Source organism: Sphingomonas ginsengisoli An et al. 2013, assembly GCF_009363895.1.
Lineage (GTDB): Bacteria > Pseudomonadota > Alphaproteobacteria > Sphingomonadales > Sphingomonadaceae > Sphingomicrobium > Sphingomicrobium ginsengisoli.
Genome location: NZ_CP045434.1, coordinates 2,078,597 through 2,098,038, shown reverse-complemented (window position 1 = coordinate 2,098,038; position 19,442 = coordinate 2,078,597). Strand labels below are relative to the sequence as shown.

Genomic DNA, 19,442 nt, shown 5'->3' with positions numbered 1-19,442 from the left:
CTGCGAATGACAAGCGCCCGCTTTGCCCCGTCGCCGAGCGGGCTGCTGCATCTGGGACACGCCTATAGCGCGGTGCTCGGGCGTCGGGCGGCCGAGCGGTGGCTGCTGCGGATCGAGGATCTCGACCCCGGGCGGGCGCGGGCCGAGTTCGTGCCGGCGATCATGGCGGATCTCGATTGGCTCGGGCTAGCGCCCGATGGGGCGCCGCTGGTGCAGTCGCAGCGGACCACGCTCTATGCCGCGGCGCTCGAGCGGTTGCGGGCGGCGGGGCTGGTCTATCCCTGCTTCTGCACTCGCGCCGACATCGCTGCCTCGCTGACCGCGCCGCATGGTGATGCGGGGAGTGGCTATCCTGGCACCTGCCGTGGGCTTCCGGACGACCCGGCGCGGCGGGCGACGACGCCGCACAGCTGGCGGCTCGACAGCGCCAAGGCGATCGCGGCAGCGGGCCTGCCCGGGTGGCGCGAGGCCGATGGGACGCGGTTCGCCGGTGACGCGGGGCAGATCGGCGACGCCATCCTCGCCCGCAAGGACGCGCCCTCCTCCTACCATCTCGCCTGCGTGATAGACGATGCGGCGAGCGGGGTCGATTTGGTGGTGCGCGGCGCCGACCTGCGTCCCTCGACCCCGGTCCAGCGGCTGTTGCAAGTCCTGCTCGACCTGCCCGAGCCGACCTACCTCCACCATGCGCTGGTCGTGCATGAGGACGGGCGGCGGCTCGCCAAGCGCGACCAGGCGCCGACGCTGGCGGCAATGCGCGCCGCGGGGGTCGACGGGCGGGCGCTGGCAGCGCAGCTCGCTACCGGCCAACTGCCACCTAGTTATCGGCTGGCGATGCCCTAGATAGGAGCCATCATGACTACTCTCCTCATCATCGTCCTGGTCGTCCTGATGGGCGCCGTTGCCTACGTGTTGGTGCGGGGCGTCATGGCGATGGCCTCGGGCAAGGCCGGCAATCAGCAGCAGCAACAGGATTGGATGCGCAAGCGCGTGCTCTACCAGGGCATCGCGATCTTCGTCGCGGTGGCGATCCTGCTGCTCGCCGGCAAGGGCCACTGACGCTGGTCAAGCTCAACCGGATCTACACGCGCACCGGCGACGGCGGCGAAGCCGGGCTGGTCGACGGCAGCCGGGTCAGCAAGGCGGGGCCGCGGCTGACCGCGATCGGCGAGGTCGACGAGGCCAATTGCGCGGTCGGGCTGGCGCTGGCGGAGCTGCCGGCCGACCATGCGCTCGCGGCCGCGCTGCTGCGGATCCAGAACGAGCTGTTCGATTGCGGCGCCGACCTCGCCACGCCCGGCGAGATGGAGGGCGCTCTGCGGATCCTGCCGGGGCAGGTGACCCGGCTCGAAACCGAGATCGACGCGATGAACGAGAGGCTGAGCCCCCTGACCAGCTTCATTCTGCCGGGCGGCAGCCGCGCGGTCGCGGCGCTGCACCTCGCGCGGGCGGTCACTCGCCGGGCCGAGCGCGCGGCGGTGGCGCTGAGCGAGGTCGAGCCAATCGGCGACGCGGTCGTGGCCTATCTCAACCGGCTGTCCGACCATCTGTTCGTCGCGGCCCGCGCGGTCGCGGCCGAGCGGGGCGGCGACGTGCTGTGGGTCCCGGGCGCCACCCGGCCTTAAGGCCTAGGCACAAAAGGGGGCATGGCTCGTTGGGTCGGCGTAACTTTTGGAGCGCTCCATGCCGCTGACCGCCGTCGCGTTGAATTGCAGTTTGAAGCCGAGCAGCGGCAAGCCCTCGTCCACCGATGCGATGATCAAGGTCATCGCCGACGAATTTGCCAAGCATGACGTAACGGTGAGCGAGACGATCCGGCTCGCCGACCACGATGTGAAACCGGGGGTCGAGAGCGATCTGGGCGAGGGCGACGCCTGGCCCGGCATCCGCGCCAAGATCCTTGCCGCCGACATCCTGATCTTCGGGACGCCCATTTGGATGGGGCAGACCTGCAGCGTCGCCAAGCGCGCGCTCGAGCGGATGGACGCTTTCCTGAGCGAGACCGACGAGCAGGGCCGGATGCCGAGCTTCGGCAAGCTGGCGGTGGCGGCGATCGTCGGCAACGAGGACGGTGCGCACAACGTCACCGCCGACCTGTTCCAGTCGCTGAACGACACCGGCTGGACGATCCCCTCGGCGGCGAGCTGCTATTGGGTCGGCGAGGCGATGCACAAGACCGACTTCAACCAGCTGCCGGCGACGCCCAAGGAAGTGCAGCAGACCGCGGCGATGCTGGCGTCCAACGCCGCGCACCTGGCGAAGCTGCTGAAGGGCGAAGCCTATCCGGGAGTGAAGCAGGAAGGGTGAACCAGCACGCGTCCATCACTGCCGCCACCGGGTCGCTCGCCGAGCGGCTGGCGGCGACGCGCGCGCTGACGCTGGCCCTCGCCGCGCCGCTGAGCGAGGCTGATGCCTGCATCCAGCCTTATGCCGAGGCGTCGCCCGCCAAGTGGCATCTGGCGCACACGACCTGGTTCTTCGAGACCTTCGTGCTGCGCGACCATCTCGCGGGCTACACCGCTTATGACGATCGCTTCCCGTTCCTGTTCAACAGTTATTACGAGGGTGAGGGCGCGCGGCTGGCGCGTGATCGCCGCGGGATGATCAGCCGGCCGAGCCTGGCCGAAGTGCGCGATTGGCGCGTGCATGTTGACGAGCGCTTGCAGCGCGCGCTGCCGGGCCTGCCGCCGGCGGCACTGACGCTGATCGAGCTCGGCATCCAGCACGAACAGCAGCATCAGGAATTGCTGCTGACCGACCTCAAGGCGGGGTTCGCCGCCAGTCCGCTCGAGCCGGCCTATGACGTCATGGCGCCGAACGCTGACGCCATGACGCCGCCGACCGAGAAGGTGAGTGGAGACGGCTTGTCATGGCTGACCAGCGATGAAGCGATCGTCACCATTGGCGCCGAAACGGAGGGTTTTGCCTTCGACAGCGAGCGGCCGCGGCACCGCGTGCTGCTGGCTCCGCACGCGCTGGCCTCGCGGCCGGTGAGCAATGGCGAGTGGCTCGAGTTCATCGCCGACGGTGGCTATGCGACGCCGACCCTGTGGCTCAGCGACGGGTGGGAGTGGGTGCGGCGCGAGGGGATCGCGGCGCCGCTCTACTGGAGCGCCGAGGAGCGGACGGCCTTCACGCTGGCCGGCCGCCGACCGCTCGAGCTCGCCGCACCGGTCGCCCACATCAGCCATTACGAAGCCGACGCCTTTGCCCGCTGGGCCGGGGCGCGGCTGCCGACCGAGGCCGAATATGAGGCGCAGGCGGCAAGCGCCGATCCGGCGGGCGGCAACCAGCTCGACCGGGCGGGGCCGGTCGGGCCAAAGGCCGGCGGCGGGCTGTTCGGCGACGTCTGGTGCTGGACCGGCTCGGCCTTCCTCCCTCATCCGGGGTTCGCGCCGGCCGAAGGTACGGTCGGCGAATACAACGGCAAGTTCATGAGCGGGCAGATGGTGCTGAAGGGCGCCAGCTGCGCGACGCCGCGCGGGCACAGCCGCGCTTCCTATCGCAACTTCTTCCCGCCGGCCGCACGCTGGCAATTCACGGGGGTCCGTCTTGCTCGCGACTTGTAACGCCGATCCGCAATTCCAGGCCGACGTGCTGGCAGGGCTGGCCGCTTCCCCGCCGGCCATTCCCGCGCGCTGGCTCTATGACAAGCGCGGGTCCGAGCTGTTCGAGGACATCACCGTCCTGCCCGAATATTATCCGACGCGGACCGAGACCGCGCTGCTGCGCGCGGTCGCGCCCGAGCTGGCGCGCTGGATCGAGCCCGGGCGGGCGGTGGTCGAATGGGGCGCGGGGGCGCAGACCAAGACGCCGATCCTCCTCGATGCGATCATGCCGGCGGCTTATGTTCCGGTCGACATCAGCGGCGGGATCCTGCGCGACGAAGCGGCGGCGCTCGACCGCCGACTGGCGGTGCCGGTGCTGCCGATCGAGGGCGACTTCACCAAGCCGATCACTTTGCCCGCGCAGGTTGCCGATCACGCCAAGCTGGGCTTCTTTCCCGGCTCGACCATCGGCAATTTCGTGCCCGCGAGTGCGACCGACCTGCTGCGGCTGTTCCGCGCCGACCTCGGGACGGGCGCACTGCTGCTAATCGGGTTCGACCGGGTCAAGGAGCAGGGCCGGCTGGTCGCGGCCTATGACGATGCGCAGGGAGTGACCGCGGCGTTCGACTTGAACCTGCTCGACCGCATCAACCGCGAGCTCGAGGGCAGCATTCCGGTCGACAAGTTCCGCCATCAGGCGCGGTGGAACGCCCTGCTCAATCGGATCGAGATGCATCTGGTGGCGAGCGAGCGGGTCGAGTTCAGCGTGCTCGGGAAGTCGTTCGCGCTCGACAAGGGCCAGTCGATTCACACCGAGAACAGCCATAAATATACGCCGGAGAGCGCCGGGCTGCTGCTGGCGGCGGGCGGCTGGACCCCGCGGACCTGGTGGACCGACCCGGCGGGCGACTTCATGCTGTTCCTCGCCGAGGCCGAACCCGAACGCTCGGCGCCCTGATCGCCCGCGCGAGTGTGTTGCCCCGCTGAGGCAGTCGGGGTAAGCGCGGAGCCATGCTGCTCATCAAGATCATCCTCGACGTCGCGGTCATTCTCCTCAACGTCCTGTGGTGGATCGTCGTCATCCAGGTCGTCCTGAGCTGGCTGGTGGCTTTCAATGTCCTCAACACGAGCTCGGAGGGGGTGCGGCGGTTCCTGGTCGCGCTCGACCGGTTCATGGCCCCGCTTTACCGCCCGATCCGGCGGATCCTGCCCGACTTCGGCGGGCTCGACCTGTCGCCGATCGTGCTCATCCTGATCATCACGATCCTCCAGGGTCCCGTCATCGGCAACATTCGCAACGCACTGCAGATCGGGTGAATCGCGTGAGCGCGGCGCTGATCGACGGGCGGGCCGCGGCCGAGGCGCTGCGGGCGCGGGTCGCCATCGCCGCCGACTTCTTCCGCGCGCAGGCTGGTCGGCCGGCGGGGCTGGCGACCGTGCTGGTCGGCGAGGATCCGGCCAGCGCCGTCTACATCCGCTCGAAGAACAAGGCGGTGGACGCGGCGGGGATGCACGGGTTCCACCATCCGCTGCCTGCCGACACGAGCGAAGCCGATTTGCTGGCGCTGGTCGCCGAGCTCAACCGCGATCCCGCGGTCGACGGCATTTTGGTGCAACTGCCGCTGCCGCCGCAGATCGACGCGGCGCGGGTGATCGACGCGATCAATCCCGACAAGGACGTCGACGGCTTCCACGTGGTCAACGCCGGGCGGCTGGCGGTGGGCGACCCGGCGGCGCTGGTGCCCTGCACCCCGCTCGGTTGCCTCCATCTGCTCAAGAGCCAGCTCGGGGACCTCACCGGTCTTAACGCCGTGGTGGTCGGGCGCTCGAACATCGTCGGCAAGCCGATGGCGGCATTGCTGGTAGAGACAAGCTGCACGGTGACGGTGGCGCACAGCCGCACCCGCGACCTCCCCGCGCTGTGCCGCACCGCCGACATCCTCGTCGCCGCGGTTGGGCGCCCCGAGATGGTCCGCGGCGACTGGGTGAAGCCGGGCGCGACGGTGATCGACGTCGGCATCAACCGCGTCCCCGCGGCCGAGCCCGGCAAGACGCGGATCGTCGGCGACGTCGCCTTCGACGAGGCGCGGGAAGTGGCGGGTGCGATCACCCCGGTGCCGGGCGGGGTCGGGCCGATGACCATCGCAATGCTGCTCAGAAACACGTTGGTCGCGGCGCACCGCCGGGCCGGGCTCAACCCGCCGGAGGATTTATGATCGCTGCTGCACTTCTGTTGAGCCTCGCTCCGGTCGCCACTGCCGTCGATGCGGAGCGCGCCTTCGCCGCCGATGCCCAACGGATCGGACAATGGAGCGCCTTTCGCAAATGGGCCGATCCGACCGCGGTGATGTTCACGCCCCAGGCGACCTGGGCGCAGAGCTGGCTGGCGGGACGACCCGGGAAGAGCCGTCCCAACCCGCCGCAGGCGGTGCGCTGGTCGGCGGACCGCAGCTTCGTGTCGTGCGATGGGCGGACGGCGGTCAATACGGGCCCGTGGCGCGGGCCGAACAGCAGCGGCACTTTCACGACCTTGTGGCTTCGGCAGAAGTCGGGCGCTTGGCGTTGGACCGTGGACGGCGGTGACGAGATCGCGCGCCGGGGCCCGCTGCCCGCGCGTGCAGTCGTTCGCAAAGCGTCGTGCGCCAATCCCCAGCTGCGTCGCAAGCAGGTCGAGGCGGCTTATGACGCGCCGCTCATTCGCGCCCAGCCGCCGGGCGACACCGGCTTCACCCGCGCCGCCGACGGCACCTTGCTCTACCAGTGGAAGGTCAGCCCGGCCGGCGCGCGCGAGCAGGTCGCCAGGCTGTGGAACGGCACCCGCTTCGAAATCGTCCTCGACCAGCGGATCGCCGCGCCGCCGCGCCGATGATCGCGCTGTTCACCTCGGCCCTGATCACCTTTTTGGTAATCATCGACCCGCCGGGGTGCGCGCCGATCTTCGCCTCGCTGACCACTCGGGCCGGCGCCGACGAGCGGCGGCGGATGGCGATCCGCTCGGCGCTGATCGCGTGGTTCGTGCTGATGTTCTTCGCGCTGCTCGGCGAGCCGCTGCTGCGCGCGCTCGGCATCCAGCTCGCCAGCTTCCGCATCGCCGGCGGGATCATGCTGTTCGCGATCGCGCTCGACATGGTGTTCGAGAAGCGCACCGAACGCCGTGAGGAACGGGCGGCGCATGTCGAGCAGGAAGATATTTCGGTCTTCCCGATGGCGATCCCGATGATCGCCGGGCCCGGCTCGATCGCCTCGGCGATGCTGCTGACCGCGCGCGCCAACGGCCTGATCGAGACCGCGATCGTGCTCGGCGCGATGACCGCGGTGATCGCGCTGACCATGCTCTCGCTGCTCGCCGCCGGGCCGCTGATGCGCTTCATCGGCGCACGGCTGGAAGCGATGATTACGCGCATCCTCGGCGTGGTGCTGGCGGCGCTGGCGGCGCAGTTCGTAGTCGACGGGCTGAAGCAGAGCTTCCCGCACGTGCTGGCCTAAGCGCGACGTCCCGGCCTTCGCCGGGATGACCCTTATTTCTTGTGCAGCTCCGCCAGCAGCGCGGGCGCCGGGTAGATCGTCCGCAGCGCTTCGTCGATCGCCGCGGTCGAGACGGCGACGGTGCGGTTAAGCGTGGGGTCGTAGCCGTAATTGCCGCCGAGGCTGTGGATGTTGCCGTCGAACGCCGCGCCGATCACCGTGCCGCCCTTGTCGATCACCGGCGAGCCTGAGTTGCCGCCGATGATGTCGTTGGTGGTGACATAATCGTATGTCGTGCGCGGGTTGATGCGGGCGCGGTTGGCGGCGAAGGCCGGGGCGAGGTCGAACGGGTCGGCCCCCGTGGCGCGGTCGAATGTCCCGCCGAACACCGTCCGGGTCGGGACCGGCTGGCCACGCTCGGTCCAGCCCTGGACCTTGCCGTAGCTGATCCGCAGCGTGAAGGTCGCGTCGGGATAGTTGCTGTCGCCATAAGCGGCGAAGCGGGCGTCGGCGAGCTTGGCGCGGGCGGCGGTCAGCGGGCCGTCGACCTCGGCATCGAATCGCTTCTGAAGCTCGCGGTCGTTCGCTTGGAGGCTGCGGGCGTAGACGATAAGCGGATCGGTCGACGCCGCGATCGCCGCCTCACCGCCGTCCCACAGCGCCTTGCGCACCGCCGGGTCGGCCAGCCGGGTTCCGGCGACCAGCCGGTGGGCGAGCGCCTCAGGCGATTCCTTGCCGAGCAGCAGCCGGGTCTGGGGATTGTCGGCGCCGAGATATTCGCGCGCCTTGGAGAGGCCCCAAGAGATCCGCAATTCCTCGAGCCAAGGAGTGATCGGGCGGTTGTCGAGGACGCGCTTCTGGACCAGCGGCAGCGCGCTGTCGGAGAAGCCGGGCAGGCGGTCGGCATTGGGCTTGGCGCGCTCGGCGGCGGCGCGGACCAGCGTGTCGGCATAGCCGTAGAGCGTGCCGCCCGGCGCGGCGTAGGTCCGCTCAACGTAGAGGCTGCGATAGGCGCGGGTGGCGGCGGCGATGTCGGCCCATGGATTGCCGATCGCCGGGTTGGCGGCGCTGCGCCGCTTGAGGTCGGCCTCGTTGGCGGCAAGCCGGGCCATGAAGGCCGGATCGTTGAGCGCTTTCACGCGGCCGATGTAGACCTTGAGCGTGTTCTCGAGGCCCTGCAGCGTCTCGGCGCCTTCGCGCGCCCGCTCGGGCGACTGGGCCATCGAGGCGAGCAGGCGCCCACGCAATTCGGACAGAGTGGTAACCGCGATCGGCAGCGCAACCTCGCGCTGGAAGGCGAGCTCGTCGAGCGTCAGCAGCCGCTGGGTCGAGCCTGGATTGCCGACGACGAAGGTCGCCTCGCCGTCGATCGGCGCGCGCGGGTTCCAGGCGAGGTGTTGGGGAGTGGCGACCGGCTGGCCATTCTCATAGGCGCGCAGGAAGCTGCCATCGAGCGAGTAGCGCGGGAAATTGAAGTTGTCGGGGTCGCCACCGAATTGCGCGGCCTGCGCCTCGGGTGCCCAGACCAGCCGGACGTCCGAATATTTGCGGTAGGTGTAAAGCTTGTACTGGCCGCCGCCGAACAAGGTGACGACCTGGCAGCGCTTCTTCGCCGTGTCGGTGCAATTGTCGCTCTCGAGCTTGGCCGCGGCGGCGCTGCGGGCCTTGACTGCGGCCGCCCCGGTGGCGGTGCCGATCGCCGCCTTGATCTGCGGCGTGACGTCGCGGATCGCGGTCAGCACCTCGGCCTGCTGGCCGGCGCACTTGCGCTCTTCCTCGCGGTTGCGGGCGACGAAGCCGTTCTTGAGGATGTTGTTGTTAGCGGTGCTGTTGTCCTCGGCGCAGGGGGCGACGCAATGGTGGTTGGTGAGGATGAGGCCCGAGCCCGAGACGAAGCTCGCCGAGCAGCCGCCGGTCAGGCGGACCGCGGCGCCGCGCACCTTGTCGAGCCACGCCTGGTCGGGCGCCCAGCCGTAAGCCGCCCGCATCTTGGCGGCGGGAAAGGCGTCGAAGGTCCACATGCCTTCGTCGGCGCGCGCCGCGGTGGTGGTCAGAGCGAGCAAGGCGGTTCCAGCGGCAAGGCGGGCGAAAGCGGGCATCGGGATCCTCAGGCGGAGAGACGAGAGCGGGCGAGCGTAGCGGGCAGCGCGAAATATGCAAAAGAGGCCCGGCCGTGCGGGCCGAGCCTCCTTCGTTCGTAACGGCGAGCGGGCGCTTACTGGCCGCGCATCGCGCCCATTTGCTCACGCGCCTGCGCGCGTTCCTCGGGGGTGAGTGTGCCGTCGTGGTTGAGGTCCATGCGGTCGAACCGCGCCACGCTGGCGGCGGTCAGCTCGTCGAGCGTGACCCGCCCGTCGCGGTTGGCATCGGCCATCATCAGCATCCGCCCGCGGCCCATCCCGCGACCGCCGCCCTCCTGACCGGCGCCGAGCGCAGCAATCTCGTCCTGCGTGATGACCCCGTCATGGTTGGCGTCGAGCCGGGCGAACATCTTCTGCGCACGCGCGATCGCCTCGGCGCGGGTCTCGGCCGGACGCGGCGCGCGGGCCCAGGCCTGGCCCGGGGCGGGTGGCGCCATCGGCGCGACGGGAGCGACCGGCGGCACCGGGGCGACCGGCGGGGGCGGCGGCACGGGTTGCGCCAGCGCGGCGGTGGTGGCGACAGCGGCCAGCAGCCCGCCGATCATCAGCTTGAACGTCATGTGCGTCAGTCTCCTGCCTCGAAAAGCCCTTCGTCGACGGAGGCTTAAGCGCGAGTCGCTTGCGCCAGGTTGAACGGGACTGGCGCGGCGAAAGACCCTCCCTTAGCAATGGTGGCGATGGACGTTGCCACCGCCGAACCTCGGATTGCCGATACCGCGCGCTGGTGGGAGCGGCGCTGGCTGGCGGCGGTCATGGTGCTTCTGACGGCGCTGCCGTTCGTGATTCCCCGGATCCCGCCGCTGGTCGACCTGCCGGCGCACATGGCGCGCTACCGGGTCGCGCTCGACCTCGCCAACTCGCCCGAGCTGCAGCGCTATTTCGGTTACCATTGGCGGCTGATCAGCAACCTTGGTGTCGACGTGCTGGTGGTGCCGCTGGCGCGGCTGGTCGGGCTCGAGCCGGCGACCAAGCTCATCGTCCTGCTGCTGCCGATGCTGACCGCCGCGGGGCTGCTCAGGGTCGCCACCGCCGCGCACGGCCGGGTGCCGCCGACCTTCTGGTTCGCGCTGCCCTTCGCACTCGCCTCTCCCTTGCTGTTCGGTTTCGTCAATTTCGTGCTCGGCGCGGCGTTGGCGCTGCTGGTGTTCGGCTATTGGCTCGGGCGGCGGTCGCCGTGGCTGCTGGCGGTCGCGGCGCCGGTATTGATGATCGCGCACCTCTACGGCTGGGCGATGCTTGGGCTGATGGTCGCGGGCGCGGTGCTCGGCGAAGGCTTCGCCGAACGGCGTCCTCTGCCGCGGCTCGCTCGCGAGCTGGTGCTGGCGACGCTGCCGCTGGCGACGGCGCTGGTGCTGCTGCCGTTCATGGCGCGCAGCGACGGGGTGCCGTTCGAGAAATGGTTCGACCTCAACGACAAGGTCGCCTGGGCGATGGCGGTGCTGCGCGACCGCTGGCCGGCGGCGGACATCGGTTCGGCCGTACTGGCGCTGCTGGTGATCATCCTCGGCTGGCGGCGACTACCGTTGAAGCCGGTGCTGGCCGGACCGGCGCTGCTGCTGATCGCCTTCGGGCTGATCCTCCCCTACAAGGTGATGGGCTCGGCCTTCGCCGACATGCGGCTCTACGCTTACGCCTTCGCCATCTTCATCCTCGCCATCGACAGCAGTCGGCTGCCGGCGCGCACCGCCGCCCGCGTGGCGGCGCTGGGACTAGCCTTCGCGCTTTTCCGGATCGGTGTGGTGACGGCGAGCAACCTCATCGCCGCGCGCGAGCAGGCCAGTATGCTGAGCGCGCTCGACCGTGTGCCGGTGGGCACGCGGCTGGCGGCGCTGGTCGGGCAGGACTGCACCGACATTTGGCAGCAGCAGCGCCACGCGCATTTCGCTTCGCTGGTGACGGTCCGGCGCAACGGTTTTTCCAACGACCAGTGGCCGGCCTCAGGGATCAACCCGCTCGAGCGGCGCTATCGCCCGCCCAATCTGTTCGACAGCGATCCGAGCGAACTGACCCAGCCGCAAGCGTGCGTGCTCAGCTGGACGGTGGACGTGGCACTGGCCGCCTTGCCACGCGACTATTTCGACTATGCGCTGCTGATCGGAACCGAGCGGCCCAAGCCCGCCAGCCTCGCCGGGCTGACGCCCGTTTGGCGAGACGACCGCGCGACGCTCTACCGGGTCGACCACCCGCGCCGCTAGCAAAGCGCGCGCACTGCGCTAGGGAGGCGTTCGATGGACTGGATGGTCGCCTCGCCGCCCAATACCGCCGCGCTCGACCGCCCCAAGCAGTGGTGGGAGAAGCGCTGGTTCGTCGCGGCGGTGATCCTGGCGACGATGATCCCGCTGCTCTATCCGCCGCTGCCGCCGCTGGTCGACCTGTTCGGGCATATGGGGCGCTATCGGGTCGAGCTCGACCTCGCCGACAGTCCGTATCTGTCGCGTTATTACGACTTCCACTGGAAGGTGGTCGGCAACCTCGGGGTCGACCTCCTGGTGGTACCGCTGGCCAAGCTGTTCGGCCTCGAATTGGCGGTCAAGCTGATCACGCTGGCGATTCCGCCAATGACCGCCGCAGGAATGCTGTGGGTCGCGCGCGAGGTGCATTACCGCGTCCCGCCGACGGTGCTGTTCGCGCTGCCGTTCGTGATCGGCCACCATTTCATGTTCGGCTTCATCAACTACGCGCTGTCGATGGCCTTCGCCTTCCTGGCGTTCGGGCTGTGGCTGCGGCTCGGGCGGCTGGGCAAGAGCCGGCTGCGCGCCGCGCTGTTCGTGCCGATCTCGCTGCTGATCTGGCTGACCCATACGTTCGGGTGGGGGACGCTCGGGCTGCTCGCCTTCGCCTCCGAGTGTATCCGCCAGCACGACAAGGGTCGCGGCTGGCTGATGAGCGCGCCGCGCGCCGCCTTCCACTGTTTGAGCCTCGCCGCGCCCCTGCTGTTGATGATCGCCTGGCGCGAGCATGGCGGGGGCAAGACGATCGACTGGTTCAACTGGAAGGTGAAGTGGCAGTGGATCATCATGGCCCTGCGCGACCGCTGGCGGACGTTCGACGAAGCGTCGGTCGCGGTCACCGGGGCGGTGCTGCTGTTCGCCATCGTCCAGCGCAAGCTGGCCTTTTCGCGGATGCTGCTGTTCACCGTGCTGGTGCTGCTGGTTGCCTATGCGATCCTGCCGCGCATCATCTTCGGATCGGCCTATGCCGACATGCGGATCGTGCCGTTCATCTGGGCGATCGCGCTGCTGGCGATCCGCTTCAAGAAACACACCGACCTGCGGATGGCGGGGCGGCTGGCGGGACTCGCGCTGGCTTTCTTCGTGGTGCGCATCGCCGCCACCACCTGGAGCATGGCGATCGCTGCCGACGAGCAGCGTCAGCAGCTGACCGCGCTCGATCAGGTCCCGATGGGCGCGCGGGTGGTGTCGATGGTCGGCATCCCCTGCGAGGAGGGCGGGTGGCCGCTATGGCGCAACGCCCACCTCGGCGGACTGGTGGTGGTGCGCAAGCAAGGCTTCTCGAACGACCATTGGGACGTGCCGGGGGCCAAGCTGCTGACCGTCACTTACGCAGCCGCGGGCGACTGGCGCTACGATCCCTCGAACCTGGTCCGCGATCCGCGCTGCCGGCTGTCGGCCGGGCCGATCGGGCTGCGGCTGGCGCGCTTCCCGTCGCAAGCGTTCGATTATCTCTGGCTGATCGATCCACCGGCCTACGACCCGGCGCTGACGGCGCGCTTCGCCAAGGTCTGGACGGGGCCGAACGGCTCGGCCCTCTACCGCTTGCCGGGCGCGGACGCTAACAAGCCGCAATGACCCTGCTGTCGATCGTCGTGCCCTGCTTCAACGAGGAAGCCTGCCTCGAGCTGCTCCACAAGCGGCTGGCGGCGGCGGCGCAGGCGGCGGTCGGCGACGATTATGAGATCGTGCTGATCAACGACGGCTCGCGCGACGGCAGCTGGCCGCTGATGCAGCGGCTCTCGGCGGGCGATCCGCGGCTGGTGTGCATCAACCTGTCGCGCAACCACGGGCACCAGCTGGCGCTGACAGCGGGACTCGACCTCGCCCGCGGCGAGCTCATCCTGATCGTCGACGCCGACCTCCAGGATCCGCCCGAGCTGCTCGGCCCGATGCTCGAATGCATGCGCGAGCAGCAGGCCGACGTCGTCTACGGTGTCCGTCGCAGCCGCGCGGGCGAGACCCACTTCAAGAAGGCGACCGCGGCGGCCTTTTACCGGCTGCTGGCGAGCGCGACCGAGATCGACATCCCGATCGACGCCGGCGATTTCCGGCTGATGACCCGCCGCGCGCTCGACGTGCTGCTGGCGATGCCCGAGCAGGCGCGCTTCGTCCGCGGGATGGTGGCATGGATCGGCTTCCGCCAGGTGCCGTTCCTCTACGATCGCGCCGAGCGGGCGGCGGGGGAAAGCAAATATCCGCTGTCGAAGATGCTCAAATTCGCCTTCGACGCGCTGACCGGGTTCAGCTCGGCGCCGCTCAAGCTCGCCAGCCACGCCGGGCTGCTCCTCAGCCTCGGTTCGCTGTTGATCATCTTCTACATCGCCTACGCCTTCATCAGCGGGTCGAGCATCCAGGGCTGGACCTCGCTGATGCTGGTGGTGGTGGTGCTCGGCGCGGTCCAGATGTTCGTGCTGGCGATGATGGGCGAATATATCGGCCGGCTCTACAGCCAGGCCAAGCAGCGTCCCTTGTACATCGTTCAGGAGATCGCCGGCGCCCCCCGCGCACCGAGCCACGGGCTGGGACAGGTCGTCGGGCCGGCGAACTTTCAGCGCGCGGAGGCGACCGCGAATAGCGACAGCCCGGGCGGTAGCGGGATCCGGCCGATCAACCGCGCTTCCTGAACGAAGACCTTTTCCAATGCGGTGTTGAGCGGGGCGGGCGGCAGGCTGTCGTCGCCATCGTCCTTGCCGCGCAATTTGCCCGCGAAGCGGTTGGCGACCGCCACCGGGAACAGCAGGCTGTTGAAATAGCCGAGCTGGTCGAGCTTGAGCGGTGAGCCTTGGACCAGCTTCCTGAGGCCGCTCTTCGAATAGCGGCGGTGGTGGTGATTGACGACGTCGTGCGCCGACCACATCCACTGGTGCGCGGGCACGGTCATCACGAATTTGCCGCCGGGCTTCAATCGCGCGGCGATGCTGGCGAGCGCGGCGGCGTCGTCCTCGATATGCTCGATCACGTCGAACGAGCCGATCAGGTCGAAGCTCTTGTCGGGCACCCCGTCGAGCCCGGGCAACGGGGCCGAGCCGACGCTGCGGCCGAGGCGCTGCTCGGCCATTTCGCGCGCGGCGGGGTCGACCTCGATCGCCTCGACCCGGCCGAAGGCGGACAGCATCGGCAAATTGTGGCCGGTGCCGCAGCCGATTTCGAGGATACGGGCGTCCTTGGGCGGCTGGACGGTGCGGCGGATCAGCGCCTCGAGCACTTCGCGGCGGGCGCGATACCACCAATGCTGCTGGTCGAGCTCGGCCATGCGGTCGTAGACGATGCGTTCCATCAGGCGAACACCCACAGGCGGTTGAGGAAGAAGGTCGCGAACGGTGTGATCAATACCGCCGGGACCAGCGGCCACCAGGTCGGGCCGTGGAGCAGGTCGGTGGCGATCCAGGTGAAGGCGGCGTTCATCAGGAAGCCGAAGCTCTGCACCGCGAAGAACTGGACCTTGGTCTTGTGGTCTTCGCCTTTGCCGTGGCCCTGGAAGCTCCATCGGCTGTGCGCGAAGAAGCCGGCGGTGACCGCCACCAGAAAGGCGATGATCACCGCGAACACCGGCCACATCACATAGGTGGCGAGCGGCCAGTAGACGACGGCGTAGAGCAAGGTCAGCAGCACGCCGACGATCCCGAAGCGCATCAGCTGGCCGAGCGTCTCGCGATGGTGAGGGGCAAGGGCGGTGAACATGGCGTCACTTGCCCTTTAAGGCGGAGCGGCTAGAGCGCCAGCCACTTTGTTGCGCGCATCCGACCCTCTGCTGCCGAACTCGGCCGACCGCTGGCTGGAGTGGACCGCGCGCCACTGGCGCTGGGTGGTGCTCGCCTATTGGCTCGGCGCCTGCGCCTGGTTCCTCTTCTCGCGCTGGCGCGGGATCGAGCTGTTCCAGCTCAACGACACCGACGACAACATGCGGATCGCGCAGGTCCGCGCGCTGCTCCACGGGCAGGCGTGGTTCGACCTGCGGCAATATCGGATGGACCCGCCCTACGGCGCGAATATCCACTGGAGCCGGATTGTCGACCTGCCGATCGCGGGGCTGATCCTGCTCGGTCGGCTGTTCGTCAGCGGCCCCAATGCCGAGCGGTTCGCGGTCGCGGTGGCGCCGCTGCTGCCATATCTGCCGCTGTGCGTCGGGCTGGCGCTGAGCGCGCGGCGGCTGATCCATCCGGCGGCCTATCCGCTGGCGTTCGCCGCTTTGTTCTTCGCCGCTTCGACCAACGGCATGGTGATGCCGACGCGGATCGATCATCACGGCTGGCAGCTGGCGATGCTCGCGCTGACGGTGGCCGGTCTCGCCGATCCCGACCGCCGCCGCGGTGGGCTGGTGGCGGGCGCGGCGAGCGCCTTCTCGCTCAGCATCGGGCTCGAATCGCTGATCTACATCGCGCTGGCGGCCGCCGCGCAGGTGCTGATGTGGGTCGACGACCGCGACCAGCGCGAGCGGATGGCGACCTTCGCGGTCAGCCTCGCCGCGGGCTGCACGATCGGCTTCCTCGGCTTCGCCAGCTACGCCAACCGGGCGCCGGTCTGCGACGCACTGTCGCCGGTGTGGCTGAGCGACGCGTTGCTCGGCGGGGCGCTGTTGTGGTTGATCGCTGCGGTATCGCCGACGCGGTGGACGGTTCGGTTCGGGCTGGCCGCGGGCGCGGGGGTGATCGTCGCCGCCTTCCACGCGCTGGCGTGGCCGCATTGCCTGACCCGGCTCGAAGGCGTTTCGCCCGAGGTGGCGACCTTGTGGCTCAACAATGTCCGCGAGGCCAAGCCGATCACCGATTACGGCTGGCAGGAGCAATTGCGGACGGCGGCGCTGCCGGCGGTTGGGTTGGTCGGCTGGGCGCTGCTGGCGGTGCGCAACTGGCGGCCCGAGCGGGACCTGGCGCGGCGGACGCTGGCGGCGGCGGCGATCTCGGTCGCGCCTTTCCTGCTGCTGTTCTGGCAGATGCGGACCGGTCCCGCGGCGCAATTGCTCGCCTGTCCGGGCGCGGCGGCGCTGGTGTGGGTGCTGCTGCCCAAGGCATGGGCGTCCAAGAATTGGCTGATCGGTGCGGTCGGCAGCGCCGCGCTCGTCGTGGTCGGCGTCGGCGCCGCGGCGCCGCTGGCGCTCAACTTCGTGCCCGGACCGCCGCGCAAGGAATGGGACAAGCAGGTCGACCGCGCCAACCGGCTTTGTCCGTCGATGTGGGGGCTGCGGCCGATCGCCAAGCTGCCCAAGGGGACGATCTTCACCTTCCTCGACCTGGGGCCGCGGATCATCGCGGTGACCCACCACGATGCGGTAGCGGGTCCCTACCATCGCAACGGCGACGCGATCCGTGACCTGATGGTGGCGTTCCGCGGGCCCGAGCCGCAGGCGCACCAGCTCGTCCTCAAGCACCGCGCCGACTATGTGATGATCTGCCCGATGATGAGCCAGGCGACCGTGTTCATGGCGCGCGCGCCGAACGGCTTCTACAGCCAGCTCGCCAAGGGACAGGTGCCGGGCTGGCTCCAGCCGATCGCGCTGCCGGTCGACAGTCCGTTCAGGATTTGGCGGGTGACCCCGTCGCCCGGTAGCGCGTCTCCGCCTCGGCCAGATAGTCGCGGGTGAGCGGCAGCGCGCGGCGGTCCTTTATATACTGGACCTGATAATTGCAGGCCGAGCCGCTCTCGAACATGACGATCCCGCCGGCGAGGTAGAATTCCCACATGCGGAAGAAGGGTTCGTCGTAGACGGCGACAATCTCGGCCCGGCGGTCCTGGCAGCGCTGCAGCCAGTGGCGCAGCGTGTAGGCATAATGGAGCCGCAGCGTCTCGGTGTCGCTGGCTATAAGGCGGAATTTCTCGCTCGCACCGTGCATCTGGCTGAGGCTGGGCAGATGATAGCCCGGGAAAATCCACTTGTCGGTGAAGGGGTCGGGTGAGCCCGCGCCGCCCAGCTTGCCGATCGTGTGGAGCAGCATGACTCCGTCGCGCTTCAGCAGCCGGTAGCAGCTCTCGTAGAATTCGTCGTAATGCGCCGCGCCGACATGCTCGAACATGCCGACCGAGACGATCCGGTCGAAGGTGCCGGTGACATGGCGATAGTCGATCAGCTCGAACTTGACCTTGTCGGCAACGCCCTCGCGGTCGGCCCAGGCGCGGGCGTAGGCGAGCTGCTCGGTCGATAGCGTGACGCCGAGCACCTCGACCCCGGCGACGCGGTTGAGGTAGATCGCCATGCCGCCCCAGCCGCAGCCGATGTCGAGCACGCGCTGGCCGGGCTTCAAGTCGAGCTTGGCGGCGATGTGGGCGAGCTTGTCGAGCTGCGCCTGCTCGAGGCTGTTGGCGGGGTCGGTGAAGTAGGCGCAGCTGTACTGACGCATCGGGTCGAGGAAGAGGTCGTAGAGCCGGTCGTCGAGGTCATAATGGTGGGCGACGTTCTTGCGCGACATGTGCGGCAGGTTGCGACGGAACTTTGCCTTGAGGTCGTTGAAGCGCCCCTTGCTCATCAGCGACTTGCCGCGCGAGCCGCCTTCTTCCCACGGGTTGGAGCCGACCACGATCTCGAGCAGCTCGAGCATCGTACCCTGCTCGATCCTCAGGCGGCCGTCCATGTAGAGCTCACCGATCGCGAGCCGGGGTTTGCGGATCAGCTGGCGTAGCGCGGCATTGTCGGTGATGCGGATCGTGACTTTGTGGAAGCCGCCGGGGCCGAAACTCTCCTGCCGCCCGCCGGGAAGCTGCACGTGAATTCGGCCTCGCTTGACCAGCGAGCCCGCCAACCTGGCAATCAATGACATTTGGGTGAGCCCTCGAACCGCGTGTGTCAGCGCTCTCTAGCGCGGCGCGCGCGCCCAACGCAAAGCCGAAGGTGAGCTCAAGAGGCCGCCGTCTCGCGGTCGCGGTCGGCGCGGCTGCGCTTCTCCGCCGCCGTCTTGAGCTGGCCGCAGGCGGCGTCGATGTCGCGGCCGCGGGGGGTGCGGACCGGGGCGCTGATGCCGCCTTCAAACACGATGTTCGAGAAAGCGCGGATCCGCTCGGGGGTCGAGCATTCGTAGACGGCGCCCGGCCACGGGTTGAACGGGATCAGATTGACCTTGGCCGGCAGGCGATAATGGCGGATCAGCCGGACCAGCTCGCGCGCATGGTCGTCGCTGTCGTTCTTGTCCTTGAGCATGACGTATTCGAAGGTGATGCGGCGGGCATTGTTGGCGCCGGGATAATCGGCGCAGGCCTGCAGCAATTCCTCGATGCCGTACTTCTTGTTCAAGGGCACGATCTCGTCGCGGATTTCCTTGGTGACCGCGTGGAGCGAGACGGCGAGGTTGACCCCGATCTCCTCGCCCGCCTTGGCCATCATCGGCACCACGCCCGAGGTCGACAAGGTGATCCGGCGCTTGGAGAGGCCGAGGCCGTCGCCGTCCATCACGATCTTCAGCGCGTCGCGGACATTGTCGAAATTGTAGAGCGGCTCACCCATGCCCATCATGACGATGTTGGTGAGCATGCGGCCCTCGGGCTGGCTCGGCCATTCGCCGAGCGCGTCGCGGGCGAGCATCACCTGGCCGACGATCTCGTCCGGCTCGAGGTTGCGGACGAGGCGCATCGTCCCGGTGTGGCAGAAGCGGCAGTTCAGGGTGCAGCCGACCTGGCTCGACACGCATAGCGTCCCGCGATCGGCGTCGGGGATGAACACCATCTCGAAATCGTGGCCGTCGTGGGTCTGGAGCAGCCATTTGCGGGTGCCGTCGGTCGAGACCTGCGCCTCGACCACCGCCGGGCGGGCGATGGTGAAATGCTCGGCCAGCCAGGGCTGCTGCGCCTTGGCGATGTCGGTCATCAGCGCGAAATCGGTGACCCCGCGATTGTAGATCCAGTGCCAGAGTTGCTTGGCGCGCAGCTTGGCGGGTTTGGCCTCAAGCCCGGCGGCTTCGAGCGCGGCGCGAATCCGGTCCTTCGATAGGCCGACCAGCTCGGTCTTGCCGTCAGCGCGCGGGCTCGGGCCCCTAGGAACGGGCACAGGGTCGATCGGGCCGGGGATCGGCATCAGGGTGGTGTCGGCGCTCATGGTGTGGCGGCCATGTAGCGGAGGTGGCGCGGTT

Annotated in this window: 20 protein-coding genes; 14 read left to right on the top strand and 6 right to left on the bottom strand. The window is 68.9% G+C overall.

What is annotated here, in order from left to right; genetic code table 11:
* The first annotated feature begins 6 nt into the window (after positions 1-6).
* From gluQRS to GCU42_RS10075, 10 genes are read left to right on the top strand one after another with little or no spacing between them, the layout of a single operon-like run.
* A complete protein-coding gene (gluQRS, locus tag GCU42_RS10120) occupies positions 7-843 on the top strand; it encodes a tRNA glutamyl-Q(34) synthetase GluQRS (RefSeq protein WP_114227395.1) in 837 nt (278 codons plus the stop codon).
* A gap of 12 nt (positions 844-855) precedes the next feature.
* Positions 856-1,059: an HIG1 domain-containing protein gene (locus GCU42_RS10115; protein WP_114227394.1), complete on the top strand. Its 204-nt coding sequence runs from the start codon at positions 856-858 to the stop codon at positions 1,057-1,059.
* A 2-nt stretch (positions 1,060-1,061) separates the two neighbouring features.
* Positions 1,062-1,625, top strand: a complete 564-nt coding sequence (locus GCU42_RS10110) for a cob(I)yrinic acid a,c-diamide adenosyltransferase (protein WP_114227821.1) — start codon at positions 1,062-1,064, stop codon at positions 1,623-1,625.
* Positions 1,626-1,683: 58 nt separating this feature from the next.
* Positions 1,684-2,307: a flavodoxin family protein gene (locus GCU42_RS10105; RefSeq protein ID WP_114227393.1), complete on the top strand. Its 624-nt coding sequence runs from the start codon at positions 1,684-1,686 to the stop codon at positions 2,305-2,307.
* Positions 2,304-3,569 (top strand): ergothioneine biosynthesis protein EgtB, encoded by a 1,266-nt coding sequence (egtB, locus tag GCU42_RS10100; RefSeq protein ID WP_114227392.1) that lies wholly within the window; start codon positions 2,304-2,306, stop codon positions 3,567-3,569. The genes GCU42_RS10105 and egtB overlap by 4 nt, the downstream gene beginning before the upstream one ends.
* A complete protein-coding gene (gene egtD, locus GCU42_RS10095; RefSeq protein ID WP_114227391.1) occupies positions 3,553-4,506 on the top strand; it encodes an L-histidine N(alpha)-methyltransferase in 954 nt (317 codons plus the stop codon). Before egtB ends, egtD begins: the two co-directional genes overlap by 17 nt.
* 53 nt (positions 4,507-4,559) lie before the next feature.
* A complete protein-coding gene (locus GCU42_RS10090) occupies positions 4,560-4,865 on the top strand; it encodes a YggT family protein (protein WP_114227390.1) in 306 nt (101 codons plus the stop codon).
* Positions 4,866-4,870: 5 nt separating this feature from the next.
* Positions 4,871-5,764: a bifunctional methylenetetrahydrofolate dehydrogenase/methenyltetrahydrofolate cyclohydrolase FolD gene (gene folD / locus GCU42_RS10085; protein ID WP_114227820.1), complete on the top strand. Its 894-nt coding sequence runs from the start codon at positions 4,871-4,873 to the stop codon at positions 5,762-5,764.
* Entirely contained in the window at positions 5,761-6,417 is a 657-nt protein-coding gene (locus GCU42_RS10080; RefSeq protein ID WP_152569548.1) for a hypothetical protein, read from the top strand. Before folD ends, GCU42_RS10080 begins: the two co-directional genes overlap by 4 nt.
* A complete protein-coding gene (locus GCU42_RS10075; RefSeq protein ID WP_114227388.1) occupies positions 6,414-7,034 on the top strand; it encodes a MarC family protein in 621 nt (206 codons plus the stop codon). The genes GCU42_RS10080 and GCU42_RS10075 overlap by 4 nt, the downstream gene beginning before the upstream one ends.
* A gap of 32 nt (positions 7,035-7,066) precedes the next feature.
* Here the strand turns inward: GCU42_RS10075 and GCU42_RS10070 are convergent, their stop codons facing one another.
* Together GCU42_RS10070 and GCU42_RS10065 are read right to left on the bottom strand one after the other, a co-directional pair.
* Positions 7,067-9,112 (bottom strand): S46 family peptidase, encoded by a 2,046-nt coding sequence (locus GCU42_RS10070; protein WP_114227387.1) that lies wholly within the window; start codon positions 9,110-9,112, stop codon positions 7,067-7,069.
* Between the two features lie 116 nt (positions 9,113-9,228).
* Positions 9,229-9,714, bottom strand: a complete 486-nt coding sequence (locus tag GCU42_RS10065) for an EF-hand domain-containing protein (protein WP_114227386.1) — start codon at positions 9,712-9,714, stop codon at positions 9,229-9,231.
* 117 nt (positions 9,715-9,831) lie between these two features.
* Here GCU42_RS10065 and GCU42_RS10060 point away from each other — a divergent pair, with 117 nt between their 5' ends.
* The 3 genes from GCU42_RS10060 to GCU42_RS10050 are packed head-to-tail and all read left to right on the top strand — an operon-like array spanning position 9,832 to position 14,012.
* A complete protein-coding gene (locus tag GCU42_RS10060) occupies positions 9,832-11,349 on the top strand; it encodes a glycosyltransferase family protein (RefSeq protein WP_152569547.1) in 1,518 nt (505 codons plus the stop codon).
* Between the two features lie 33 nt (positions 11,350-11,382).
* On the top strand, positions 11,383-12,963 hold the full coding sequence (locus GCU42_RS10055) for a hypothetical protein (RefSeq protein WP_114227384.1): 1,581 nt from the start codon (positions 11,383-11,385) through the stop codon (positions 12,961-12,963).
* On the top strand, positions 12,960-14,012 hold the full coding sequence (locus GCU42_RS10050; protein WP_114227383.1) for a glycosyltransferase family 2 protein: 1,053 nt from the start codon (positions 12,960-12,962) through the stop codon (positions 14,010-14,012). Before GCU42_RS10055 ends, GCU42_RS10050 begins: the two co-directional genes overlap by 4 nt.
* Here GCU42_RS10050 and GCU42_RS10045 read toward each other — a convergent pair.
* Both GCU42_RS10045 and GCU42_RS10040 read right to left on the bottom strand, forming a co-directional pair.
* A complete protein-coding gene (locus GCU42_RS10045; RefSeq protein ID WP_114227382.1) occupies positions 13,937-14,665 on the bottom strand; it encodes a class I SAM-dependent methyltransferase in 729 nt (242 codons plus the stop codon). The two genes, GCU42_RS10050 and GCU42_RS10045, sit on opposite strands and share 76 nt — an antisense overlap.
* The gene (locus GCU42_RS10040) at positions 14,665-15,069 is read right to left on the bottom strand and encodes a GtrA family protein (protein ID WP_114227381.1); all 405 of its coding nucleotides are present in this window, start codon (positions 15,067-15,069) and stop codon (positions 14,665-14,667) included. Before GCU42_RS10040 ends, GCU42_RS10045 begins: the two co-directional genes overlap by 1 nt.
* A 49-nt stretch (positions 15,070-15,118) precedes the next feature.
* Here GCU42_RS10040 and GCU42_RS10035 point away from each other — a divergent pair, with 49 nt between their 5' ends.
* Complete coding sequence (locus GCU42_RS10035; protein ID WP_240309417.1) at positions 15,119-16,969, top strand: AcrB/AcrD/AcrF family protein; 1,851 nt, start codon at positions 15,119-15,121, stop codon at positions 16,967-16,969.
* On the opposite strand, the gene GCU42_RS10030 is transcribed toward GCU42_RS10035, so the two are convergent.
* Both GCU42_RS10030 and rlmN read right to left on the bottom strand, forming a co-directional pair.
* On the bottom strand, positions 16,902-18,140 hold the full coding sequence (locus tag GCU42_RS10030) for a class I SAM-dependent methyltransferase (protein WP_114227380.1): 1,239 nt from the start codon (positions 18,138-18,140) through the stop codon (positions 16,902-16,904). The two genes, GCU42_RS10035 and GCU42_RS10030, sit on opposite strands and share 68 nt — an antisense overlap.
* Before the next feature lie 77 nt (positions 18,141-18,217).
* Positions 18,218-19,408, bottom strand: a complete 1,191-nt coding sequence (rlmN, locus tag GCU42_RS10025) for a dual-specificity RNA methyltransferase RlmN (protein WP_240309416.1) — start codon at positions 19,406-19,408, stop codon at positions 18,218-18,220.
* Positions 19,409-19,442 lie beyond the last annotated feature (34 nt).